Here is a 24,082-nt window from a genome sequence, read left to right on the forward strand (position 1 = left end):
GAGATCCATGGGGCAGGACCATGTCGGTATTCTGCTTAATACTAGCATGTACCGGGGGATACCCCAGCGGAGAACCGGCCAGGAGTCGATATCTAACTATGAGGAAGCAGCACAAACATACGGATTCATTCCTTGTTTTCTTCGCTTGGGGGATATAGACGTAAGAAAAGGCGTAAGCGTAGCTTATAAATTTAACGGCTATGATTACGTTAAGTCTGTAATCCCCACACCGGCTGTCATTCACAACCGAGCTCTGTACGCCGACCGTTCAGCACATCAGAAAATACGCAATATCATTTCTCAAGGGAAGATCATTTATAACGTCAACAATCGATACAGCAAAGATGTCGTACACCGCCTGTTGTGGAATGATCCTTATATCTGCCAGTATTTACCCAATTCCACCTCCGCTTCGTCATCTTCACTACGGTTGATGATGAGCCGCTATCCCGACCTCATCCTAAAGCCAATTCGCGGATCCGTTGGACACGGCATCCTAAGATTGAAGCGTGACAAAGATGGCTGGTTTCTTATTCATCCCTCACGTTCAGGCAAAAACGGATGGACTACTACCAGACTAAGACGCGAGGAACTCCCAGTCTGGACTCGGCGTTTACTCATACACGTTCCCTATCTTATCCAGGAGCGCATTCCGCTTGCGGAATATGAGTCTCGGCCCTTGGATATCCGCATAACTGTACAACGAGGAATTACCGGACAATGGACAGTCACAGGATTATTTGCCAAAGTCGCCCCAAAAGGGAGCTTCATTTCCAACATCGCCAAAGGGGGAAGAGCATTCCCTGTAGATTTGCTGTTAACCGAAGTCTTTGCGCCACATATTGTTCCAACCGTCATCACCCATGTCAAGACACTTGCCCTGGCTGTTGCCACCCATTTATCCTCTCAATTACCTCTTCTCGGTGACCTCGGCATGGATATTGGTCTCACAATGGACGGACGTCCTTACTTTATTGAATGCAACGGACGTGATCAACGTTACGGATTTCGTAAAGCTGAGCTGAACGAAACTTGGAAAGACACCTACCGCAGACCGATGGCCTTCGCTCGGTATTTACTTGATAACCCTACCGTATCAGCGTTATACGCTCGTAAAGCTAACCCAAATTAGAGCCAGAATCAAAGTATAGTGAGGACATTTTTAGGCTTAACACCAGTCATTGTATCTAGCCCTTGATCCTTTTTTAAATAGCAAAAAAAGTCCAAGTTCAGCTGTATGAACTTGGACTTTTTCTAACGATACCTTACATCAAATATCCCAAACAACGGATACTCTAATGCTGCTATATATGCGATTCCAACTGCTCCAGACAAAATGATAATGACCAACAAATCGTAACGCGAAAATGTTGATGGGTAATAGTATGTCCGTGGGCGCTTTCCATCAAATGCCTTCGTCTCCATCGCAACAGCCACACGATGTGCTCGGCGGATACTCTGGGACAGTAAAGGCACAGCATAAAGCTTAATCTGTGTGTACCAACTCCGAATACCTCGAGATGCCCTAACTCCGCGTATACGCAATGCGTTCCGGCGAATTTCGTATTCCTCCCACACCATTGGAAGTAGTCTTATGGAAGCCATGAAACTATAAGCATATTTAGGAGGGAGCTTCCCTTTTTGCATCAGAGCGTAGAATAGGGCAACCGAAGGGGTCGTCAACACAAATAACAAGCCTTCGGCGGCAAAGCTCACTGACTTGAATCCGATGTGAATCCCGCGATAAAAACTCTCCTCCGATATGCGAATGAGTCCCCATTCCCACCAAAGATGATCCCCTTTTCCAAAAAGAATCATCGTTGACGAGGAAGATATAAATACCAGCAAGAAAGGCAATATAATGAGCAGTACTTTCCATGGAGCGTGACCACTTAGTACAAATAATAATAGGATATAAATAATCGCTTGGTAGAACACAAAATCCAAACTATGACTAAACAATGTTATAAAAAAGGCCACTAATACTAGAGTGAGCTTCGCGACGGGATTGGCCCTATGCAGCCATGTCACTATTCTTGGTGTCAGAAACTTCCTCATGTACTAAAGCTCCCTTCAACACGTTCTATCAGATTCATGTTATCCCTGTTTCTTCCCCGCTTCGTCACTTGCTGCGATACTAAACGCCCCTCGCTTATTTCCCACCGATGCGTGGCGACAGTGTCAGCAATCATTTCCTCATGGGTCACCATCATAATGGCCATACCTTGGGAACGCATTTCCTCACAGAATTTAAGAATCGCAAATGTATTTACGGCATCTTGACCAAAGGTTGGTTCGTCCAGTAGCAGCAGAGGTTTCTTAAGAACAGCTGCACCTGCCACACTGAGTCTTCGCTTCTGACCAAGCGATAATTGATAAGGGTGACGATACTCTAACCCCTGTAAACCAAACTGCACTAAGATCTCGGCAACCTTTGTCGATACCTCTTCAGCAGTCAAGCCTTCTTCCCGCAAAGAAAAAATAATTTCTTCTGATACTTGGTCAGCAATAAATTGAAACTCAGGATTTTGAAATACGAACCCAATCTCATGCGCGGCCATTTCAAATTTACGTTTGCGATTCTTCAGCTTATCCATTCGTGTTTCTCGCAATATGTAGGTTCCTTCTGCAGCTAATAAACCCATGAGACTAAGAAGTAGCGAACTTTTGCCGGCCCCATTTGGTCCCGTTATCGCAATAAAATCACCAGGATACACTTCGGCATGGTCGACCTCAATAGCGGTTCCTCCGTATCTCATTCCACGAAAGGCACTTAATACAAGATGTGGTATAGAAGAAATCTCTTCCACTGAAGCCGGTTTTACTGATTCGGATAACGTCTGTCCATCCGGGGAGCTCAAGAAATCCTTCCACACACCAGGGTACCATATCCCGTATTCTTGCAACTCACGCCGGAAAATACGAAACACATCATGCGGATGGCCTTGCCCAACAATTTGACCATCCGGATTAAACAAAACTACTTTGTCCACAAACCCAATAATTTCTTCGATTCGGTGTTCCACTATGATCAAAGTTCGATTCTCTGCTATAGCTTGGACAGACTTCCAGATTTGCTTCCGACCTTCCGGATCAAGCAGGGCTGACGGTTCATCGAGGAACAAGACCTCCGGATTACTGAGTAACACAGAAGCCAATGCTAACCTCTGCTTCATACCCTGTGACAGTGAGTCAATTGGAACATGAAGTTCTCCAAGCTGAAGACCTACTTTTTCAAGCACCTCTTTCATACGCTGAGACATTTCTGATTGCGGCACTGCCAAGTTCTCGAGTACAAACGCTAATTCTTCGTCAACATATGGCATACAGAACTGAGTGTCCGGATCCTGGAACAATAAGCCCCAGGAAGGTGGAAGTATCTTCTCCGCACAACGCATAGGAACCTCAATCAAGTTAGGAATGATACCCGAAAGCACCTGCAGGAGCGTTGATTTCCCACTCCCACTAGGACCTAATAGCAACATCTTCTCTCCGCGGCGAACGGAAAAGGATAGATCCTTGAACACAAACGAAGTTTCACCCGGAAATTTGAGCCTCAGATCACGTACTTCCGCTACAGTATCCGTAATCATCTCTTCGCTGTTATCCTTAATGCTAAGACTCTCTTGATGGACATTCATCGGTCAATCGTTCAGCGCAGCGTAATCTTTGTCAGCTACAGGGCGAAGAAGATTCGTCACCCCAGTGGCTTCTACTGCTTTGGCCAGTGCAAAGGCTAGGTATCCAGCGATAACTGCTGAACTGAGCGCACGCATAGCATATTTTGCTATAAGCAACCAAGTTTCATAATCAGCTACATATCCATAATAAATATCCGGTATTAATGACCCCACCGCGGCACCAATACCTGCAAGGGCTGCAACAGCACCTGAAAATTTGCGATAGCGAAACGCTGCAAATACCAATTCAGCTCCAAGTCCTTGAAGCACACCATACATGACAAGTTGAATTCCCCACTCACTACCAAAAAGAATCGCTACATGGGCAGCCGCGATTTCGGCAATCAGCGCTACACCTGGTTTCCGAATAAGCAGAAATACAAGTGTTGGTGCCAAAAACCACATGCCATAGACGATTTCATCCGCCTGTGGAAATAACGGTGAGAATAAATTATAGACCGAACCCCAGAAGTGATACACCACACCAAGTACAATCGATATTAGAATCGTGACAAGTAGGTCGCTTAACTTTAATCCACGACCTTTTTTCTGAATAACTTGCTCTTGCATCTTCTCATCTCTCCTTCAAATATAGTTCGTATTAGAACACAACAAAAAACCGACTGGCTGGATGTGCACAGACGGTTACTAGGTCCAAAGGTATAGTTATCCCGGACTTTCGATTCTCTACGCTGGCATTATCCAGTTCAGATTGACGGTCCACAGCGGAATATACTGTAATCTCAGCCTGATTCACTCAAGCCCCCGTATCCCTATTCGATTGATATTACAATACAACAACATTTCCAGATTTAGCAAGTAAAAAAATAAGAAATGATTCTACTTATTGATTTCCACTCTATTCTATGTCAATATAAGCGGAAGTGGAAAATAGCAGTAATGCTCTTGTTCATTATGGTATTAGGAGGATACGATTTGACCGCAAATTGGATGAAATGGATGACTGAACTTTCCTCCCGGAAATGGATCTCACAACTGACTGGGGCTTTCTCACATTCCAAAGTGAGTAGATTAATAATCCCCGTCTTCGCTAAGTCCTACGGTATTCCGTTGCATGAGGCAGAGAAAGAAATTGGGGAGTATCGCACGCTGAACGAATTCTTCACTCGAAGGCTGAAGCCAGGAATGCGACCGGTCTTTTCAGAAGAAGCAAGCTTAGTCAGTCCGGTGGATGCTCTAATTACAGCCATGGGAGAAATTAAATCAGGCACTATTCTTAATGTGAAAGGCCAAGATTATTCCATAGATGAATTGCTCAATCATTCTCCCCGCGCGGAGATATATAAGCATGGATTCGTATTTGTGCTCTACCTCAGTCCAACTGACTATCATCGCATTCACGCCCCGGTATCGGGCGTCAAATCCGAGAGCGAGCATATCAAAGGAAAAGTATATCCCGTTAACGACTTTGGAATGAGAAACATGAGGTCTGTGCTGAGCCGCAACGAACGGTTAATCACTTATATTTCCCATGAGAATGGGGAAATAGCGTTAGTTAAAGTTGGGGCCATGAACGTCAGTAGTATTAAATATACAGATAAACAGAGTGCTCAATGGAATCAGGGTGATGACTTAGCCTATTTCGAATTTGGCTCAACCGTAGTGCTCTTGACGAATAGCAATTTATTCCAACCACTACCAAATCTAGAAGTCGGACATAAGATAAAGATGGGTGAGCAACTAGGGAGTTTTCATTCTGTCCCTGCTTCTACTAGAAATCATAAAGAATAATGAAATTTTACATTTAAGTACAGATACCCAAAAGACCGTTCCCCTATATGGAGAAACGGTCTTTTTTAGGATAATTTCAATTTACATTAATCGAACCTATATTAGAAGTCAGCGACAATAGTGGACCCCCACCATTAATTTCGTTTGTTCCTTTCGAGACTCCTTTTATGTGCCCAACATCGCTTTCAGCTGTCAGATTGCATTGAACAGAACTCGCTAGTGTAACGTCAATACTACCGACTGCGACTTTCACTTTAAGACTACTGCTGCTGTCCATTTGAGCGACACCTAATTGAACACTCCCCGTTTCGGATACCACGGAGGACTCACCGATAATCTGTGCCTCTTCAATCGTTGTTAGACCCACATCATTATGCAAGAGATATGTCCCCTTTAAATCATACACGTTAATATTTCCAACGTTATTTATAATATTAAATCTATCGACATTCGAGGGAACCTGTACAGTATAGTCAATTATAAACTTTGATAATCCGTATTTACCCTGGACCCAGTCCCATAAGTTAAGCTCAGGTTTACCCTTAGGATGCGTGTTAATCTTCAACTGATCTCCACTTACAGTGACAGAAACCTCAGCTTGATCGAATATTTTTTGAATCTTAGCCTTTTCACTTGCGTTATTTCCAGCCCATATCACAGCATCCACAATAATTTTGTCTCCAGCTGCCGCCTTCACCTCGATATTCCCAACTGCATGATCGATTTGAAGCTCGGATATTGCAAGGACCTCTTGCGTCACAGAAAGTTCTTTAGAAACCCCTTCTTTTCTCAGTTCCTTACCGAGTTCCAACGACGTGTTTTGTACTCCTTCTCCAAGAGCAGATGTCGCTTCGCCTACTACTTCTCCTACCTTTTCTCCAAACGATTGAAATACGCCTGCTATATTTTCTTCTGTAGATTTTGACACATCCTCGATAGCTTCCCCTACTGTATTGTTAGTCTTACCAGACTGTCCCTCACAACCAGCCAATAAAACTAGTAAAATAACTCCACAAATCCAAACTGATTTATGATATTTCCTCATATAGTTCTCCCCCTGTATATTTCTTTTGCCTACCGCAGCTTGGCGGCAATCACTACTTCCAGTATATAACACAATAGTTAATGCACCACAGGCCGAAGACTAAGACTCTAGCTAGACCTTAGACGGGGGAGAAATTCACGAAGAAGTTATTTTCTGTAAGCTCGCTACTCTAGATTATCTGATCTCGGAAGGGCTTTTACCTGTGTATTGCTTAAACTGACGACTAAAGAAAAAGATATCGCGATATCCCAAGGCATCTGCAACTTCAGTTACATTCATACCCGCATGTAGCAGTAAATGCTGCGCTCGATCTATTCTTGATTTAATTATGTAAGATTGCACCGACAGGCCAACAATTTCCTTGAATTTAATTGAAAAATAACGTGGTGATAATCCTGCTCGAGCTGCTAAATCCTCAACTTTATGGGGAAGTCCGGGATGCTGAACTACATAATTCGCCACCTCGTGAATAACTTCATTTAATTGGTTGCTGACTTTCTTCTCTACTGGAACCTGACGTTCCTCTCGCAGTAGATGAATTAGCAATTGCTTCAGAATCAGCCTTGCTTCTTCTTCTGCGGCATATGCATTTACGAGAAATAGACGGACATATCTTGCCAACATGTATTCAAAATCGAGCGTCTCCCCTAGAACACGATATGAGCCTGGTATTTCCGTAACAGGTTCACTGATATCAAAGTGGATATAGGTAAGAACTAGCGGTCGTTGTGGATTGTGTGTAGCGGTCGTATAATCCCCACGACGGAACAGGAAACAACTTCCTTTGCTAACCGGAAAAGATTGACCATTCAGAATAATCGTACCTTCCCCACTCCATACGTAGAACAAATCATAGTTTTGTAGCGGAATCTCCCGCTTACGCCATTTCCACCCCGGTTCACAGACAATTTTAGCAAAGGCTGGCTTCAATATAAATGAGGTTGGTGAAACGTGAAGCATGTTCTTACCTCCCAGAAAATAAATGAATGAATAATCTTAATAACAGATGTCTTTCTATCAATTTATATTATAACCGTAAACTCCAAACTCTTATAATATTTTTGTATTACTTCGTTCTTATTACCGTACGTTTTGATCGTGACGTTACCCATAGCGAGATGTTATAATGTTAGGCAGTTAAAACGGCATTGCCCATACCAAACCGATCGGAAGGATGAAATGTAATGAACCCACTTGCGGAGCAGTTGAATCAGAACTTGAAGTCTGGCAATAACCATGTATATGAAATGTTATCTACCCTCGGCAAAGAGATTTATTTCCCTAAAGAAGGCATTCTAAGCCAATCAGCAGAAGCCACTGCAAACGCTAAGAAATTTAATGCCACAATCGGGATTGCCACGGAAAATGGTGGCCCTATGCATCTGGCTACTATTCAAGAAACACTTTCTGCATATAAACCACAAGACTTGTATCCCTATGCCCCACCTGCGGGAAAGCCAGAACTTAGAACAGTATGGCGGGACAAAATGATTCAGGAAAATCCAGCACTTGCGGACAAATCCTTCGGTAACCCTGTCGTCACAAACGCGCTCACTCACGGTCTCAGTATTGTGGCTGACTTGTTTGTTGATGAAGGAGATGCTGTCATCTATCCTGATAAAAATTGGGAAAACTATGAACTGACATTCGGTATCCGTCGTCATGGGTCAATTATCAATTATCCACTATTTACTGAAGATATGACATTTAATAGTGCAGGGCTTGAAGAAGCTCTACTAGCGCAAAAAGATAAAGGCAAAGCCGTTGTCATCCTGAACTTCCCTAATAACCCAACTGGATATACACCGGGTGTGAAGGAGGGAGAAGAGATCGTAGCTGCCTTGGTTAAAGCTGCAGAAGCTGGCATTAATGTCGTGGTTGTCACGGATGATGCCTATTTCGGATTGTTCTTTGAGGATTCGTTGACCGAGTCATTATTCGGCAAATTAGCTGGTCTTCATCCTCGCATCCTTCCAGTGAAAGTAGATGGCGCAACCAAGGAAGAATTCGTATGGGGCTTCCGTGTAGGTTTCATCACATTCGCTGCTGAGCAAGCAGAAGTCCTTACTGCACTTGAGCAAAAAACGCTTGGGATTATCCGGGCTACTATCTCCAGTTGTTCTCATCCGTCGCAGTCGTTCGTACTAAGAGCGCTGAAATCGCCCGAGTTTGAGTCACAGAAAGCAGAGAAGTTCGTCATCATGAAGGGTCGGGCCAATAAGGTCAAATCACTGCTTGATAGCGGAAAATACGGCGATGTCTGGGAATACTATCCCTTCAACTCAGGATACTTCATGTGTCTTAAGTTAAAAACGGTTAACGCTGATGCATTGCGCCAACATTTGATTTATGAATATGGCGTTGGTACAATCGCACTTGGTGATCAAGATCTACGGATCGCTTTCTCTTGTATCGCTGAGGAGAACTTGGAGGAACTATTTGACCTTGTTTACAAAGGTGTACTAGACCTTCAAAAAATTTAAATAACCAATTTATGAACCGGACAATGGCCCAAGCATGACACTTTGCCCTATCATACACTACGGTGTAAGAACATATCTTTTCAACTTGGAAAGGGGAATGTATATGAGTGGGATCGTAGAAGATGTTCGAGGCGGTTGTGGCTGTGGCGGCTTTACTAGCACAGGTGTAATCTTGGTTCTTTTTATTCTCTTAGTAATCGTAAGTCGTGCGTTCATCTAAGTAACTAATACAAATCAAAGAACGGATCTTTCCCTATAACCAGGGAAAAGATCCGTTCTTTATTTTCTTGGATTCAGTCTTCCTCTTCCTTACTCCATTTACGAGACCAGGTTGCTCGTAGAGCTAAGACTAGCAAGATACCGGCGACAAGTGTTCCAAGCGTAAGCAGAAGACTCCCACCCGGAACAACGACCATTGGTACCCACATCAGAACACTAATTCCAAGGAGCAGACGTGACGTCAACCGAAGTACAGTGTTCATTCGAACACCTTCGGGGATTGGATAATACAAAGCGGCAGGGGAATCGTGATGAACATGGCGTAGCGTTGTTAGCTGCGTTCCTATCAGAAAAATAAAAAACAAATATAACGCAGTCCCAATCCAAGAGTCCCCATTCCATCCGGTGACGATCATTCCAAGCAAGGTAAGTCTAGTTACAATGCCGAGTAGTTCACTGCGCATAAGCGTCTTAGTAAGAAGGAAACGATAGGAAGTCTTCCTCTCCCATGGAACCCCATTTCCCAGCTTAGATAACCAGCGACGTCTGATCACTTTCTGACCCTCCGCAGATACATCGACGAACCAACCTAGTAATAGCATAACCCTTGCACTTCCCGCCTTCTCGGTAGCAATCAAGTTCTCCCATGGAACAGCATGCTTCATTGGAAAACGAAGCGCCAGGATGTAATTCACGCTAACCAGCACCATAAAGAGGGCACTCTTCCACGCCGGTTGCCACAACCAGGCTGCCAGTATCAGAAGAATGAAACACCAACGTAGCAAGCGGTAGCCGCCTCTAGCCCTTGGTGTTGTAATCCTCAGTTCCTGCCATGCACCATAACCACTTAAAAGTTTCAGCCACAGCAAAACGATAAGCATGAGCCAAAGAGGTTGTGTATAAATTCCGCCACGAATATAGAGCGGCCAGAGTGTCAATAGAAGAATATAGAGCCCAAACAACTTATAGATAATTCCGCTGCGGTAAGCGGGAGACAAATACTCTTTCATTCTTGTTTCCTGAGGGAGCAGGAAAATTAGATCCGCCTGCTGCACATAGGTCCGAAATCCGGAATACACCGTAAGCGGTCCGAGCAGAATTAACATAATCCAACGGACAGGTAGTCCGGGCGGCAAGTCCAGTAGAAATGATGTATACCAAGCAGAGAAGGCAATAAACAACAGAAGGAGTAGAACAGCAACCCCACTTTGCATTACATAAGGAAAATAGGGGAGCACCTTACTCCAAAACGACGCTTTGCGCCGACTACGCAGCGCTTTGAGCTCCATAAACTAAACCTCGTCCTTAACCAAGGCATAGAAAATATTTTCCAGTGATGCCCCCGGTGTCTTCGCTTGCTCTGCAATCTCCTTCAGCGTCCCTTGGGCGATAACAGCTCCTCGGTGAAGCACGATAAAGCGATCACAATAATTTTCAATTGTCGACAAGATGTGTGAACTGAGTAAGATTGAAGACCCGCTTTCCTTCATTTCCAGCATGAAATCGAGCAAAGAGCGGATACCCAGTGGATCCAGTCCAAGAAATGGTTCATCGATAATATATAATGGTGGACGTGCAACGAATGCACACATGATCATTACCTTCTGCTTCATCCCTTTGGACAAGTGAATCGACAGGCTATCTGCCTTCTCCTCCATATGAAACAGCTTCAACAACCTCTCCGATCGCTCTTTATAAGCTTCCGGTTCCACACCATAAGCACGAGCTGCAAACTCCAAGTGCTCCCTTACCGTTAATTCCTCATAGAGCAGAGGAGACTCAGGGACAAAAGCAAGTGAAGCTTGATAGGCCTCTGGCTCCTCATCCCTTGTTCTCCCATTGACTAGAATGCCGCCATGATGAGGCGCCATCAGACCGAGAATATGCTTCATCGTCGTGCTTTTCCCCGCGCCATTCAGCCCAATGAGGCCAACCATTTCCCCTGGCTTCACTTCAAAGCTAATGTCGTGTAGTACTGGACGGCCCAGACTGTATCCGCCGCTGAGCTCTTCAATTTGCAAAATAGGCGTTTCACTCAACGCTTACTCCCCCTTAACTTATCTTCTAATCACGAGGCGGTTTATTCTTGAGCCACTTCGGAGCCCCTTTGTTCTTACGATCTAGGTCGCGGTCTCTCTTGCGTGCACCATTTGGAGTCCCACTCCGCTTATCAGCAGTCGTAGAAGCTTTCGGTTTCGCTGGTCGACTTGAAGGACGAGTCGCTGATGTGCGAGCTACATCCGACTTTCCCACAGGACTCTTCTCATCTCTACCACTAGGTCTTGTCTTATCCCCTGAACTGCCGGAACTCTTATCACGTCCAACCATGCCACTTTGTGGTTCCATAACTTTTCCGGCATACATGGTTAAAGACGTAATCTCTATACCCAATTCCTTAGAAAATTTACGCATAATAAACTCTTCTTTGGGTGTGACAATGGATACAGCTAGTCCTTTATTGCCCATTCGTCCCGTACGACCAGCTCGGTGTACATAATGTTCGGAATCAATAGGGGGATCCAAGTTAACAATTAAGGCCAAATCCTCGATATCTAACCCGCGAGCAGCCACGTCACTTGCAACAAGCAGTTTATGCTTTCCATCACGGAAGCGTTGAAGTGTCAGGCTTCTTGCTGTTTTATCCGCATCGCCATACAGTGCACCGGCACTCAATCCGACGTGATTCATTTTGGCTTCCACTTCTGTAATATTATCCGTATTGTTAATAAACACTATCGTCCTTGCGGGATTATAGTGACGTACAATCCGCCGCAATGTATCGATTTTGTCCCGCTCATCACAGATGAAATATACATGTTCCAGACTTTTCGAAGTCCGCTGCTCAGGCTCTATACCAACCACGACTTGATCTTTCATCTCACGTGCTGCCATCGCCCGAATCTGTGGATTGATCGTCGCTGAAAGAAACATAAGCTGCCGTTCCCGAAGGGTCCCGCGTAGAATATGCTCCAATTCCGTCGTTCCGCCGAGTTGGAACATTTGATCTACCTCGTCCACAACGACCGTCCGCACTGTATGAAGCTTCAACTTACGCAAGGCCACGATTTCACGGATTCTACCCGGCGTTCCCACTACCAATTGAGGATGTAGTCTCAATCGCTCTATCTGCCGTTTGATCGCTGCCCCACCAATAAGGGCTTGGACTTGAACACCCAGTGCTTCTCCATACTTCTCTGCTTCTCTAAGTATCTGTATAGCTAGTTCCTGGGTAGGTGCAAGAATCAATCCTTGCAACGTCTTCTCCTCAGGATTTATTCTCTGCAACAATGGTAGAAGATAAGCCAGCGTCTTCCCAGTTCCCGTCTGCGACTGGGCAAGCACATCACGACCTTCCAAAGCAGCAGGAATCGTCTCCGCCTGTACCGGTGACGGTTCAATAATACCGTACTCTGCCAGTTTAGCCGCAAGCGGCTCGCTGATCCCGAGTCCAGCAAAAGTAATCATTGTCATTTATATTCATCCTTTATTCAATAGTAGTCTCGTAAGCGTAGTTGTAATAAGGACACGAGCTGTCTCTGCTTCCTCGCCCACTTCTAGAAGTGCGGTAATCAAGAGGCGAAGAAACCGTTTGAATCTGGAGAAGCGTCAGCGTTCGTCTTTGCAGTCGGATTATTACCATTTCCGGTTAATTAAATCAAATAATCCAACTGCAACAACGATCGAAGGATCAAATGGTATTCATAGCTGTAATTTTCTCACCGCACTTCTAGAAATCATTATTTTCATTATATGTCATAAACCCAAGCTACACCAAATGATAATCAAAAGCAGCAAGAGAACGAGCAAATGGACCAGGCAAGGATATTCCCTTTGCCCAGTCCAATTATCAAAAAATCATTCTGTAATTATATTTACTTTGCTACCTCTTGACCCGCAATCCGACCAAAAGTGATAACATCAGAAATGGCATTTCCGCCCAGACGGTTAGCACCGTGAACAACTCCCGTCACTTCTCCCGCAGCGTATAATCCAGGAATAATCTCGCCTTCCGTCGTCAGAACATGTGCCTTTGTATCAATAACCAATCCACCCATTGTATGATGGACCGATGGAACCGCTTTTTGAATATAATATGGACCTTTTTCCAGCGACACTAACCCGCCGCGATGGTTGTAATCAAGATCCTTACCTGTCTTCGCATACTCATTAACTTTACTAATAGTCTCTTTCAATGTCTTTGCATCAACTTTGAAAAAATTAGCTGCATCTTCAATAGTGTCAGCCTTATAGAGTAGCCCTTCCTTAATTAATTGTTCATATTCATCTTTATGGACTTCGATCGTCTTACCGATATCGGCGATTTCCTGATTCCAGAATTGGTATGCGTAGCGGCCTTCTTGTGCCAGAATAGCCTTAGATATTACATCCCGTCGTTCCAATTCCTCCACAAACCGTGTTCCCCCTTGGTTAATCAATATCGCACCATCGAACCGAGAATCGGCCACAAGTGAGATCACACCAGTAATCGGGTTACAAATCGGATAAGTTTGTATATTCTCCATGTTCGTAATATCTGCGTTAATTTCTTGTGCCATGATAATTCCATCACCGGTCGTTCCTGGCGTGTCCGTAGACATATAGCTCTCATCCAACTCAGGATTATATTTCTTACGCATCTCTATATTAGAGCCAAATCCGCCGGTCGCCATTATAACGCCTTTGTTAGCGCGGAAGGTCACTTTTTGACCATTCGTACTAGCTTCAACTCCGACTACTCTACCGCTCTCATCTGTCAGCAGTTGCTCAGCCTTCATGTTCGTCTTTATAGTAATTCCAAGTTCTCCAGCCTTGGTCTTAAGCTTAGTAATCAATTCCGCTCCTGTATGACCGACAGGAATAAGTGCACGTTTACGAGAATGCCCCCCGAACTGGAAGAGGTGATCTGGTAAGAACTCAACTTTTACCACGTCACGTAACCATTCGGCTGAACCCAGTGATTTCTCGGATAGAATCTTTACGATTTCAGGTTGGCCCAGATTATCGCCACCCTTCATCGTATCCTCATAAAATAATTCTGCGCTATCATCGGTTATACCAAGTGCATGCTGAACCCAGTTATCAGGAGCATTCATCTCCCCACCGGAGATTAGCGTGTTGCCACCAACTGTCGGCATCTTCTCCAATATAACTACACTTTTCCCTGCCTCTCCTGCTTCGAGTGCGGCACTAAATCCGGCACCACCCGCACCGATAACGACGACGTCGTATGTTTGCTCCGACTCTTCAGTCTGTTTAGTGTCTGCTACTGCGCTGCCTGCTACCAGTGCAATTCCCGATTTAACGATCGCATCCTGAATCGCATCTAGATATCCTTTACTTGTCACACTAGATCCGCTAATAACATCTACTTCTACGCTATTAGCCTGCATTACGGTTTCCTTCAACTCAGTATATACAGGCTCCGCGAGAACTTCATTTTCCTTCTGTTCCAGAACCTTCACTTCGATAATTTTCCCATCCATAAAGCTTACCTCAACTTTTATGTCTCCGTGTTTCCCACTACCTACCCCAATCGCAGTCGTCGTTCCATCAGCTGCTTCCTTTGAGTTTTTCTTAGAGCCGCAAGCGGTCATCGTGAATATAAGCGCCAGTACCATAATAATTGATAATATTCTTCCCGTGTGTCTTCTCATAGTTCCTCCCCTGATACTTATGCTAGAATTTTTATATTGTGAAAAAATGTACAATGTTTATTGTAGGGGATAAACCACCAAAAGTATTTGCACATTTCAGTTTTTCTTTATACATTTTGGACAAGTGATTCTTTTCATTTGAAGCTGGCGTACAACATGATGTAATAAAGACATGAACTCTATACAACGAAAAATTACGTATTACGCCGGGGGATGCTTTCTCTTACTGTTTCTGGCGCTGTCGGGCGCCATTTACTTAGAGATGGAACGAACAGTCGTCCCACTCAACGAATCTCTGACTCAGCAAATCGTGAATGCCCGGAGTGAACAAATATCCTATTGGTTTCAGCAGCGGATCGGAGAAGTTGAAATGCTTGCCACACTTGCGGCAGATCACCACTGGACTCGGGATGAGCTGTTACTCGAAAGTCGCAAGCTAGAGCAAAGGCGCCGTAATGATTACGAATCCATTCGGATCGTTGATTTAAAAGGAAACTCTTGGACATCTGATAGCGAGTCGTTCTCTATACTAACGCGAGACTATTATAAAGATCTTATTTCGTCGAATCCTCCCTACGTTGTTAGCAATGTTATTGTTTCCAAAGCTAACGAAGCAGAGATAGTCGTCATCCTATACCGCATTGAACCGCTTGTGAATGAAGATGTAGCATACATTGCAGCCGCTGTTCCCATCGGTAAAATGAAAGAGATCGCCCAAGACATTTTGGTTTATGACGGCAGGGGATGGCTTATAGTAAATTCAGAATCCCCAAATCTAGAAGGCAACAAAGCTTCCCTTTCGACCTTTACAGCTTCGATAGCTGGTGTTCCTGGTTGGAAGCTCATCTTTCAAGTGCCGAGATCCCAACTTTCCCAAGGTATGATAAGGACCCAATGGTCGGCTCTTATAGTGGGAAGCGTAGTAGGTATCTTCTTTTTGATCCTCGTCATATTGCTGGGATCCTCCATAGCACGACCAATACAAACGCTACGTCAATTGATGAGACAAGTAGAAAACGGCGACTGGAACGTGCGTTCCAATGATCAGCGACGCGATGAAATTGGAGAGTTAGGGCGTAGCTTCAACCAAATGCTCAAGAACCTATACCAATCCCAGCAAGAGAAGAAGGAAATGGAACTACAAATGATTCACGAACAGATTAAACCCCATTTTCTGTACAATACACTGGATACGATTCAATGGATGGCTGCAAGTCATGAGGCGGACGATGTGGTTGAAATCGTAGAATCCCTTAGTACTTATTTCCGGCTCGGGCTGGGCAGTGGCAATCAATTTGCAACATTGGGGCAAGAATTTCAACATGTCGAGAGCTATTTGAATATTCAATGTGTTCGATATGAAGATATTCTAGAGTATGAACTGCGTTATGACGAGCATTTGGAACAACATCAAATCATTAATTTCATCCTTCAACCAATCGTTGAAAATGCAATTTATCACGGAATCAAGCCTCTGGCGGACCGGAAAAGTAAAATATCAATTAGTGCTTATGAACGAGGAGATCAACTAATAGTCAGCGTCGAGAATAACGGAGTCGACATCCCTGAATCAAGACTTGCGTCACTTCAGGAGACAGTGCGAAACGGAAAAAGAGATAGAGACGGAGAGATCGGTTTTGGTCTGTATAGTGTCAGCCACCGTATCAAACTTGCTTATGGTGAACTCTATGGTTTGCAGATAAGTAGTGGACAAGGGATAACCCGTATGACGTTAAATATGCCGCTTGGAGGTGACGAATCATGTGGCAAGTCCTAATCATGGATGACGAGAAGATTATCCGTAAAGGTTTACTGAAATATATCCAAGAGAGTCGGCTACCTTTTGAAGTATCAGGAGAAGCAAGGAACGCTGCTGAAGCACTCTCTCTAATTGAGCAATCCAAACCAGACGTATTACTGGCGGATATTAACATGCCCGGTTTAAATGGCCTTGATCTGATACAACTTGTGATGAGTCGATATCCAGAAATGGTCGTGGTGATCATTAGTGGGTACGAGCATTTTAATTATGCTCGAAGAGCCCTGCAATTGCATGCTTTTGATTACTTACTGAAACCTGTCCCTAAAAGCGATCTAAACCGAATGCTGGCTATGCTAAACGATCATTTGTGCAATCTTCATCCGGACGTGGTCCTAAAGCTTGAGAAGGATATGACGCAGGAATATATCCCACAAGCATCTGATCTCTCACCAATTATGGAGAAGATAACAGAATACATTAACCATCATTACAATGATCCTGAACTGGCTGTACCCAATGTAGCAGAGTTATTTCACATTAATTCTAATTATTTGAGCAAACGAATGAAGCAAGAGGTTGGAGCATCTTTTCTGGAGTACTTAACTGAGCTCCGTATCTCAAAGGCAAAGGAAGTATTGGATAATTCCATGCAGAACATCAAAATTGGTGATCTGGCAATTAAAGTAGGTTATACAAATCAATATTATTTCAGTCGCCTGTTCAAAAGCCGAGTAGGGATGTGCCCGGTAGATTATAAAAATCTACGCCAGAACTAATGTTTAGAGGTAGTTAATATCACATTTTTACTGAGCAAAACAAGAAATAACCCGCCTCTGAGGGTGGGTTATTTCTTGTTCAACATGCGGTAACTCAAACGATCAGCTAGACGTGGAAACAACTGATATAACTTTGCACCTACCCCAGCAACCCAAGGTAGATTAATTTCCGTCGTTCCTTTATCAAGTGCTGATACCATGGCTTTTGCCACTCGTTCAGGCTTCAACATGAACCATTTTACGTTTTTGACATATTCTCCACTTGGGTCTGCCAATGTAAAGAACGGCGTATCAATCGGCCCAGGATTAATTGTCGAGACCGTAATTCCATCAGCACGAACTTCTTGGCGAAGCGCACTGCTGAAACCAAGTACTGCATGTTTCGTCGCCGTATACGCGGTTGATTTGGAGGTTCCAATCTTACCCGCAATGGATGCGACATTAACAATTCGCCCCGTACGCGCCTTCTTCATATAAGGAAGCACAGCTTTTGTACATCGAACTATGCCCATATAATTAACATTCATCATGTCATTAAATTCTTGAATTGGCATATCATCACAATATTCGAACTTCCCATACCCAGCGTTGTTCAATAGACCATCTATCCGACCAAACTCAGTAAAGATTTGTTTGAATCCATTCTTTACAGAGTCATCATTACCTACATCCATTTCAATAACCTTATAGGAGCCATACATTCCCGCGCTGACATTTTCCAGTTTATCAACCGACCTAGCAGCCAGCACAACAATTGCCCCACGTTCCGATAACATTTGAGCGCTCAGAGCACCAATCCCACTAGAAGCACCCGTGACAACAATAATTTTTCCGTTCAATGACATATGTAGGTCCCCTCCCAATCATTTCATTCTAGGAGATCATGACCTGGATGTCTAGTTCGCCGATCCCATCCATCGTCAAAGGAATACAGAGTGCTTTACGAGGTAACATGTCTTTATTGGCTAGCTCCAATTCAATAATTTGCGGCGGAGTAATATCCACTACATAACCTTGACTTGACAGGATAGTACTCGCATTACCGCTAATCATATTGCTTAGCTCCGAAATGGCGCTTTTCCCCATCTCGTCCATTTCTGTCAGCACAAATCCACCCATCATAGCAGATACGATCTTTAACGCAACCTTCACTTGTAGCCCAAACACTACCATACCAGTAAAATGACCTGACATACCGACCTGTACCCAAACTTGATCGCAGCTAGGTATGATATTCTTTACTCCAAGACTTCCTACAGAAGGAGAGATTTGAATGACCTGTTCAATAACAGAACGCGCGGATTCAAGAAAAGGATTAATTACTTCTGCTTTCACAATTTGTGCTCCTTTATACTAGGAAGTAAAAAAATGTAATACAAAAGTCCCGTGTTTTAGTTAAAACAAATTATACTTTATTCCTATTAATAAGTCATTAGAAATGTAGGTATAGTACTTTATATAGAGATGTCAAACTAAACGACTACGACTAACAACTTCAATATCATTGCGTTTAACAAGTCGAATCACCTATAATTAATGAAATAAATATGTTGAGAAAAGAATAGTTGAGAAGATCACAGTTGAAAGGAGGGATTCAGGTGAATATCAGTCAACTGGAAACGCTAATCACCATTTCTAAGACCAAAAGCTTTCGTAAAGCTGGAGAATTACTGAATCTAACTCAACCTGCTGTTTCTGCGCAGATCAAGAGCTTAGAGGATGAATTCAAAACAGTGCTAATCGACCGTAATCAACCGGTAACACTAACAGACCGTGGGCAGGTTTTTCTTGAACGGGCCGAACGAATCCTAGATATAACTGAAGAGCTCAAGCAGAAACTGTCCGATATGGAGCACACTCCACAAGGGCACATAGTACTAGGTACAACAACATCTATTGCCATTCAGATTTTGCCACGGATTCTTTCCTATTTCCAAGACCAGTTCCCATTGATCAAAACAACCATCCAATCCATGCCCTCTTCACTAATTTATCAGAATGTGGAACAAGGTCTCGTCGATATCGGTATTGGCTATTTAATTGAGAACAATCCAAATGTTTTATCTTCTGTGTTGTATTACGACATCTTTGAACTTGTAGTATCGCCTCAGCATCCACTAGCTGACAAAAGGACACCCAGCTTGGATTCATTGCGAGACGTTCCGCTTATCATGCTCTCCCCCGACACAGTCGGTCGTAGGTTCGTCGATGAGGTGTTCAAAAAACATCAAATGGAGCCCAACATTGTCATGGAATTATCCAGCAGTGAAGAAGTGAAACGGATGGTCGAGATTAATTTGGGAGCTGCTATTATTTCCAGACAGTCCATTCTACGTGAACTTCGTCAGGGTTCATTAAAAGTTGTTCCTATTCCCGAACTGGAGGTCACCCATCCTGTGGGCGTGATCTACAAATCGAGCAGATACATTAACTCGGCCATGCAGCAGTTTCTTGGTGACTTAAAGGGAATGCCCGAAACTAATTTTATAGGCTCAGAGTAAGCTAACCAGAAGGGAGTATCCTCATGAAATTTGATCTTCACACTCATCATTTTCGCTGTGGACATGCAGACGGAAATATCCGTGATTACATTGAAGCCGGAATCGCTGCGGGGTTGTCTGTCATCGGTATCAGCGATCATACTCCTTACTTTGGGAGTCAGGAAGAACAACCTTTTCCCCTGATTGCTATGGCAAAGAAAGAATTTTCAAATTACGTTGAGGAAGTTCTGCATCTGAAACAAGAATATGAAGGAACTATCGACGTATTACTCGGTATCGAGAGTGATTTTTTCCCCGAACATGCGAAAGTTTATGCTAACGTCTTGGCCCAGTATCCGTTCGACTATGTAATCGGTTCTGTGCACAGCGTAGGAAATGTTAGTATCTTTAACAAAAATCGCTGGAAAAGACTTAGTGAAGAAGAACATATCGCAGTTAAGGAAGCTTACTATGCCTTGATCCGTGATTCAGCTCGTAGTGGTATGTTTCAAGTTCTAGGTCATATTGATGCGATGAAGGGGAACTACCCACCTTTCTCAGATATTCCAGCCGCTACTGCCATTGACGAAACACTACAGGTCATCGCCGAGTGTGATGTTGCAATTGAAATTAATACTTCCGGCAAGACAAAGCTCAGCGGTGGATGGTATCCTAACGATGCGATCTTGGAACGTGCGCTGCATTATGGTGTAAATGTGACCTTTGGTTCGGACGCACATATTCCGGGGCGTGTAGCTGAGGATTTAGATGATGTAGCAAGCAGATTGCGAGAAATCGGGTTCACCGAATGGGTATATTACAAGAACAAAGCAAAGGTAGTCGTTCCGCTATAAAAGGTATTAAATGATGTGGGGCACATGCCTCACTTTTTTTCTGCAAAAAAAAAGGGAACCCGCGCGTTCCTACGCCGGGTTCCTAACAATATATTCAAAAGGGGGTCATAAGGTAAGTTTACCCCCTTACTGTTAGGGTTGGATCACAGCTATATTTCATTTGTGTAACAAATGAATTTCCTATTGTTACTTGTCCTCATTTGAACTTATCGAATAGAGTTTTAGAAGATTATGTTCAGTAAGCCCTTCGAGGCAAGACATTCCACATTTCTGCAATACGCGTTCTGAAGCCGGATTATCTTGTCCACATCTAGCTTCGATTACAGTTAGTCCCATTGTATCGAAACCAAATGAGAGTAGAGACTTTACTGCCTCTGTAGCTAACCCCTGATTCCAACTATGAGGAGCGAATAAATATCCTAGCCTTGCCTTACCCGTAGTTTGGTCCCAATACTGTAGAGAACATAGGCCTACTAACCGACTACTGCGCCCTTGATCCTGCTTCAAATCAACTGCAAAGTGGAGGTCACGGAGAATCCAATAGGATTCTTCGAAATAACGGAACATTCGTGCTGGAAAGCGCAAGGCCCCTGGCTGAAAAGATGTATGACGCTGAACCTGCGGATCAGTAATATAACGAAACATCTCTGTTGTATCATTTGGCACTATCTTTCGCATAATTAAACGATGGCTTTCCAGAATAGGAAACTGGCTCAATAGCTGCTGCCTGATGTTAGTCATTCCCTTACCTCGGTTCCCTTCGAGTTCTTCATCGCACCAAATAGATTTAGCATTACATAGCTAAACAAAGTAATTATAAATATCCATTTACAAAAAGCCAGCGTATGTCTCAGATGCTCCATATCAGAAAAATATATAACCATTTCTTCTAGAACATGAAACGGTCTCTTGATAATATCCCAGCTATTCCAACGGTTAAAGCGACCAAGATATACTCCGAAGCTACTCAAACCCAGAATGGCAATGGCAAAGATCCAACCAACCACGCTTCCATAACTCTTGCGAACTAAACGGTGAACCGAAGCCAATGATGCATTACCCAACGCTAGACCAAGCAACGCAACAAAGAATAATGTAAACAGATGATCCCAGAATGAAATCTCCTGCCAGAATCGATAACCACTTACCGGATACCTTGCAAACGGATGTAGCATATCTGTGATCATATAAGCCGCATTTGGATAAAAGAATAACCATAATAAGCCAACCACTAGAAATAACAGTCTTCGCGAGAGTTTATTCTTTAACAAGCTAACCAAATCAAGTATAATGACAAGTCCTACCGGAATCCAAGCCAGAAACGTATTCCAGATCAGAAATAGATAAGGGGATCTCCCCCCACTAGGAAGCTGAATCTCTACTACAAATTTCATGCCTATCACCGTGGCTATAAATAAGACAATATACAAATATAATTTAACGGGATATCCGAGTTCCTTCAGTTTATTCAATCGTACATCCTCCCCCACATCAAGATCTTATCAAAGTTGTATACAAACCAATTTGCTTATATACGTTTGGATGAAGGGGATAGTTACTATCCTTGTTTAGAACATCATCACTAATGAACTCATTAAGAGCTTTCAATACCAGACAATTTGAGTATAAAATAGTATCCATAGTCCCCCCTCTTTTTATTTCACAATATAGATCGGAGCTCTGAAAATGACACCTTTTACCGCAAAAGTCATTGAGGTTATTTCTGCTATACCTAAAGGAAAAGTCATGACATATGGTGGCGTAGCTGCTGCCGCAGGAAGTCCCCGTGCCGCTAGGCAAGTGGTACGGATTCTGCACTCCATGAGCAGTAAATACGCTCTTCCATGGCATAGAGTTCTAAATAAAGCTGGTGAAATTGCGATTCAAGACGATGAGTCCGCCTTCATGCAAAGAATGTTCTTAGAGTCAGAAGGTGTTGAAGTACTTGATGGCAGACGAGTCATACTTGAGAAATTTCAATTTCACCCGGAACCTTACTTTCAGGAAGAGTAGAATATAGCTTTTACTTCACTTTGTACCTTTTCAAAAGACTGCTAATATCAGCGTTTACTTCTTTGACATTTGGTCCCTTTGCCGGATCATCATTTAAATTATATTTTTGTTTTAGTTCCAAAATCCCGTATACTCGTTCATCTAACATCTCTTCCGTAATATTTCCCTTGTCCACGGCCTCAGTCAAAGCTTCAATAACCGCCTTTTCCTTCTTGTAGTCGTGACCAATCAGAACAATGTTACCACCAGCCTGTATAAATTGAACCGCCGCATCTCCGATCTCATAATGCTCTGCAATGGCTCCCATTGTCATATCATCGGTAATGATCACGCCTTGATAACCAAGTTCTTCTCTAAGCAAATCGTTGATGATGATCTTAGAGAAAGAAGCTGGATGGTCGGGGTCCAATTTAGGCATCAGTAAGTGAGCTATCATAACTACATCTGCCCCTTCGGAGATGGCATTCTCAAACGGGATCAATTCTAAACTCCGCAATCGTGTTAAATCATGGTCTACAACAGGCAACCCAAGATGAGAATCCACCGAAGTATCTCCGTGCCCAGGGAAATGCTTAACGACTGGAATAACACCCTGCTTCTCAATTCCTTTCATAGCGGCTATGCCTAATTTGCTTACGATCTCAGCCGTATTCCCATACGACCGATCACCGATCACCGGGTTATCTGGATTACTATTCACGTCAAGTACAGGGGCAAAATCCATATTCAGGCCAAAGCCCGACAGTTGAGTTCCAATTGCCTCACCCATCCCACTCGCCAGCTCTGTACTTCCAGTTTCACCAATTCTCCCGGCCGTTGGCACCTTCGTAAATTCTTCTGGCATTCTGGTGACCCGCCCGCCTTCTTCATCCACACTCATAAATAAAGGAACCGAATTAGTGGCATTAGCCGCCTTTAACTCATTGAACAACGTGAGCGCCGAGGCACTGTCTTTAATATTATCCTTGTAAAAGATAAAGCCCCCAACCCGATAAGTCTTGATCAAATCTAAAGCAGATGAATCCGGCTCCGTTCCTTCCATACCAACTAAGACCAGTTGCCCCACTTTCTCAGTAGTGCTAAGACCTTCTAACTGATCCCTGATGGGATCAACTGATTCCGTGGGAGTGGGCGTTGGTTCGCTCACCTCCCCACCTTGCGAGTCTTGATTACTCGAGGGGGTAGCTTCCGGAACACTAGCCTGATTGTTCTGCGAGGAACACCCGACCACCAGTCCAATACTAAGTATAATTACGCAGCACATCCGTAATGTATATTTCATGCATTTGCCTCCAAATCACTCATATTATTCTATGAAGTATTCACCAAATCAAATGCGCTCATGCTATTGTTAATCACACGAA

At 43.7% G+C, this 24,082-nt stretch carries 24 protein-coding genes; 9 read left to right on the plus strand and 15 right to left on the minus strand.

Annotated features, from left to right (window positions below; genetic code table 11):
- The first annotated feature begins 7 nt into the window (after positions 1–7).
- On the plus strand, positions 8–1,132 hold the full coding sequence (locus tag EJP82_RS01495; RefSeq protein ID WP_127190233.1) for a YheC/YheD family endospore coat-associated protein: 1,125 nt from the start codon (positions 8–10) through the stop codon (positions 1,130–1,132).
- A gap of 122 nt (positions 1,133–1,254) precedes the next feature.
- Here EJP82_RS01495 and EJP82_RS01500 read toward each other — a convergent pair whose 3' ends face one another.
- From EJP82_RS01500 to EJP82_RS28765, 4 genes are read right to left on the minus strand one after another with little or no spacing between them, the layout of a single operon-like run.
- A complete protein-coding gene (locus EJP82_RS01500) occupies positions 1,255–2,058 on the minus strand; it encodes an energy-coupling factor transporter transmembrane component T family protein (protein WP_127190234.1) in 804 nt (267 codons plus the stop codon).
- Positions 2,055–3,641, minus strand: a complete 1,587-nt coding sequence (locus EJP82_RS01505) for an ABC transporter ATP-binding protein (RefSeq protein ID WP_341190545.1) — start codon at positions 3,639–3,641, stop codon at positions 2,055–2,057. The genes EJP82_RS01500 and EJP82_RS01505 overlap by 4 nt, the downstream gene beginning before the upstream one ends.
- 3 nt (positions 3,642–3,644) lie before the next feature.
- On the minus strand, positions 3,645–4,250 hold the full coding sequence (locus EJP82_RS01510) for an ECF transporter S component (RefSeq protein ID WP_127190235.1): 606 nt from the start codon (positions 4,248–4,250) through the stop codon (positions 3,645–3,647).
- A gap of 31 nt (positions 4,251–4,281) precedes the next feature.
- Positions 4,282–4,437, minus strand: coding sequence for a hypothetical protein (locus EJP82_RS28765; protein ID WP_425464312.1), 156 nt, complete (start codon positions 4,435–4,437; stop codon positions 4,282–4,284).
- Positions 4,438–4,616: 179 nt separating this feature from the next.
- Here EJP82_RS28765 and asd point away from each other — a divergent pair, with 179 nt between their 5' ends.
- Positions 4,617–5,432, plus strand: a complete 816-nt coding sequence (asd, locus tag EJP82_RS01515; protein ID WP_127190236.1) for an archaetidylserine decarboxylase — start codon at positions 4,617–4,619, stop codon at positions 5,430–5,432.
- Between the two features lie 76 nt (positions 5,433–5,508).
- Here the strand turns inward: asd and EJP82_RS01520 are convergent, their stop codons facing one another.
- Positions 5,509–6,477, minus strand: coding sequence for a hypothetical protein (locus EJP82_RS01520; protein ID WP_127190237.1), 969 nt, complete (start codon positions 6,475–6,477; stop codon positions 5,509–5,511).
- A 174-nt stretch (positions 6,478–6,651) separates the two neighbouring features.
- Complete coding sequence (locus tag EJP82_RS01525) at positions 6,652–7,437, minus strand: helix-turn-helix domain-containing protein (RefSeq protein ID WP_127190238.1); 786 nt, start codon at positions 7,435–7,437, stop codon at positions 6,652–6,654.
- A 224-nt stretch (positions 7,438–7,661) separates the two neighbouring features.
- Between EJP82_RS01525 and EJP82_RS01530 the strand changes: the two genes are divergently transcribed.
- Both EJP82_RS01530 and EJP82_RS28130 read left to right on the plus strand, forming a co-directional pair.
- Positions 7,662–8,960 (plus strand): aminotransferase class I/II-fold pyridoxal phosphate-dependent enzyme, encoded by a 1,299-nt coding sequence (locus EJP82_RS01530; protein ID WP_127190239.1) that lies wholly within the window; start codon positions 7,662–7,664, stop codon positions 8,958–8,960.
- Positions 8,961–9,063: 103 nt separating this feature from the next.
- On the plus strand, positions 9,064–9,180 hold the full coding sequence (locus tag EJP82_RS28130; RefSeq protein ID WP_211350022.1) for a YjcZ family sporulation protein: 117 nt from the start codon (positions 9,064–9,066) through the stop codon (positions 9,178–9,180).
- A gap of 73 nt (positions 9,181–9,253) precedes the next feature.
- Here EJP82_RS28130 and EJP82_RS01535 read toward each other — a convergent pair whose 3' ends face one another.
- The 4 genes from EJP82_RS01535 to EJP82_RS01550 form a co-directional block, all read right to left on the minus strand.
- Positions 9,254–10,468, minus strand: coding sequence for an ABC transporter permease (locus EJP82_RS01535; RefSeq protein ID WP_127190240.1), 1,215 nt, complete (start codon positions 10,466–10,468; stop codon positions 9,254–9,256).
- A gap of 3 nt (positions 10,469–10,471) precedes the next feature.
- Positions 10,472–11,218, minus strand: a complete 747-nt coding sequence (locus tag EJP82_RS01540; RefSeq protein ID WP_127190241.1) for an ABC transporter ATP-binding protein — start codon at positions 11,216–11,218, stop codon at positions 10,472–10,474.
- 25 nt (positions 11,219–11,243) lie between these two features.
- Positions 11,244–12,650 carry a DEAD/DEAH box helicase gene (locus EJP82_RS01545; protein ID WP_127190242.1) on the minus strand — a complete coding sequence of 469 codons (1,407 nt, stop codon included), beginning with the start codon at positions 12,648–12,650 and terminating at the stop codon, positions 11,244–11,246.
- Positions 12,651–13,051: 401 nt separating this feature from the next.
- Positions 13,052–14,833 (minus strand): flavocytochrome c, encoded by a 1,782-nt coding sequence (locus EJP82_RS01550; RefSeq protein ID WP_127190243.1) that lies wholly within the window; start codon positions 14,831–14,833, stop codon positions 13,052–13,054.
- Positions 14,834–15,005: 172 nt separating this feature from the next.
- On the opposite strand from EJP82_RS01550, the gene EJP82_RS01555 reads away from it, so the two are divergent.
- Together EJP82_RS01555 and EJP82_RS01560 are read left to right on the plus strand one after the other, a co-directional pair.
- The gene (locus tag EJP82_RS01555; protein ID WP_127190244.1) at positions 15,006–16,610 is read left to right on the plus strand and encodes a sensor histidine kinase; all 1,605 of its coding nucleotides are present in this window, start codon (positions 15,006–15,008) and stop codon (positions 16,608–16,610) included.
- Positions 16,595–17,371 (plus strand): response regulator transcription factor, encoded by a 777-nt coding sequence (locus EJP82_RS01560; protein ID WP_127190245.1) that lies wholly within the window; start codon positions 16,595–16,597, stop codon positions 17,369–17,371. The genes EJP82_RS01555 and EJP82_RS01560 overlap by 16 nt, the downstream gene beginning before the upstream one ends.
- Positions 17,372–17,439: 68 nt before the next feature.
- Here EJP82_RS01560 and EJP82_RS01565 read toward each other — a convergent pair whose 3' ends face one another.
- Together EJP82_RS01565 and EJP82_RS01570 are read right to left on the minus strand one after the other, a co-directional pair.
- Positions 17,440–18,216: an SDR family NAD(P)-dependent oxidoreductase gene (locus tag EJP82_RS01565; RefSeq protein ID WP_127190246.1), complete on the minus strand. Its 777-nt coding sequence runs from the start codon at positions 18,214–18,216 to the stop codon at positions 17,440–17,442.
- A gap of 28 nt (positions 18,217–18,244) precedes the next feature.
- A complete protein-coding gene (locus EJP82_RS01570; protein WP_127190247.1) occupies positions 18,245–18,706 on the minus strand; it encodes a chemotaxis protein CheX in 462 nt (153 codons plus the stop codon).
- Between the two features lie 263 nt (positions 18,707–18,969).
- On the opposite strand from EJP82_RS01570, the gene EJP82_RS01575 reads away from it, so the two are divergent.
- Positions 18,970–19,872 carry a LysR family transcriptional regulator gene (locus tag EJP82_RS01575; RefSeq protein WP_127190248.1) on the plus strand — a complete coding sequence of 301 codons (903 nt, stop codon included), beginning with the start codon at positions 18,970–18,972 and terminating at the stop codon, positions 19,870–19,872.
- 23 nt (positions 19,873–19,895) lie between these two features.
- Positions 19,896–20,705, plus strand: a complete 810-nt coding sequence (locus EJP82_RS01580; RefSeq protein ID WP_127190249.1) for a histidinol-phosphatase — start codon at positions 19,896–19,898, stop codon at positions 20,703–20,705.
- A gap of 186 nt (positions 20,706–20,891) precedes the next feature.
- Here EJP82_RS01580 and EJP82_RS01585 read toward each other — a convergent pair whose 3' ends face one another.
- A complete protein-coding gene (locus tag EJP82_RS01585; protein WP_127190250.1) occupies positions 20,892–21,446 on the minus strand; it encodes a GNAT family N-acetyltransferase in 555 nt (184 codons plus the stop codon).
- A complete protein-coding gene (locus EJP82_RS01590) occupies positions 21,443–22,177 on the minus strand; it encodes a DUF1361 domain-containing protein (RefSeq protein ID WP_127190251.1) in 735 nt (244 codons plus the stop codon). The genes EJP82_RS01585 and EJP82_RS01590 overlap by 4 nt, the downstream gene beginning before the upstream one ends.
- Before the next feature lie 214 nt (positions 22,178–22,391).
- On the opposite strand from EJP82_RS01590, the gene EJP82_RS01595 reads away from it, so the two are divergent.
- Complete coding sequence (locus EJP82_RS01595) at positions 22,392–22,718, plus strand: MGMT family protein (RefSeq protein ID WP_127190252.1); 327 nt, start codon at positions 22,392–22,394, stop codon at positions 22,716–22,718.
- Between the two features lie 10 nt (positions 22,719–22,728).
- On the opposite strand, the gene nagZ is transcribed toward EJP82_RS01595, so the two are convergent.
- Complete coding sequence (nagZ, locus tag EJP82_RS01600) at positions 22,729–24,000, minus strand: beta-N-acetylhexosaminidase (RefSeq protein ID WP_127190253.1); 1,272 nt, start codon at positions 23,998–24,000, stop codon at positions 22,729–22,731.
- Between the last annotated feature and the right edge of the window lie 82 nt (positions 24,001–24,082).

The organism is Paenibacillus anaericanus (genome assembly GCF_003994475.1).
Lineage (GTDB): Bacteria > Bacillota > Bacilli > Paenibacillales > Paenibacillaceae > Fontibacillus > Fontibacillus anaericanus.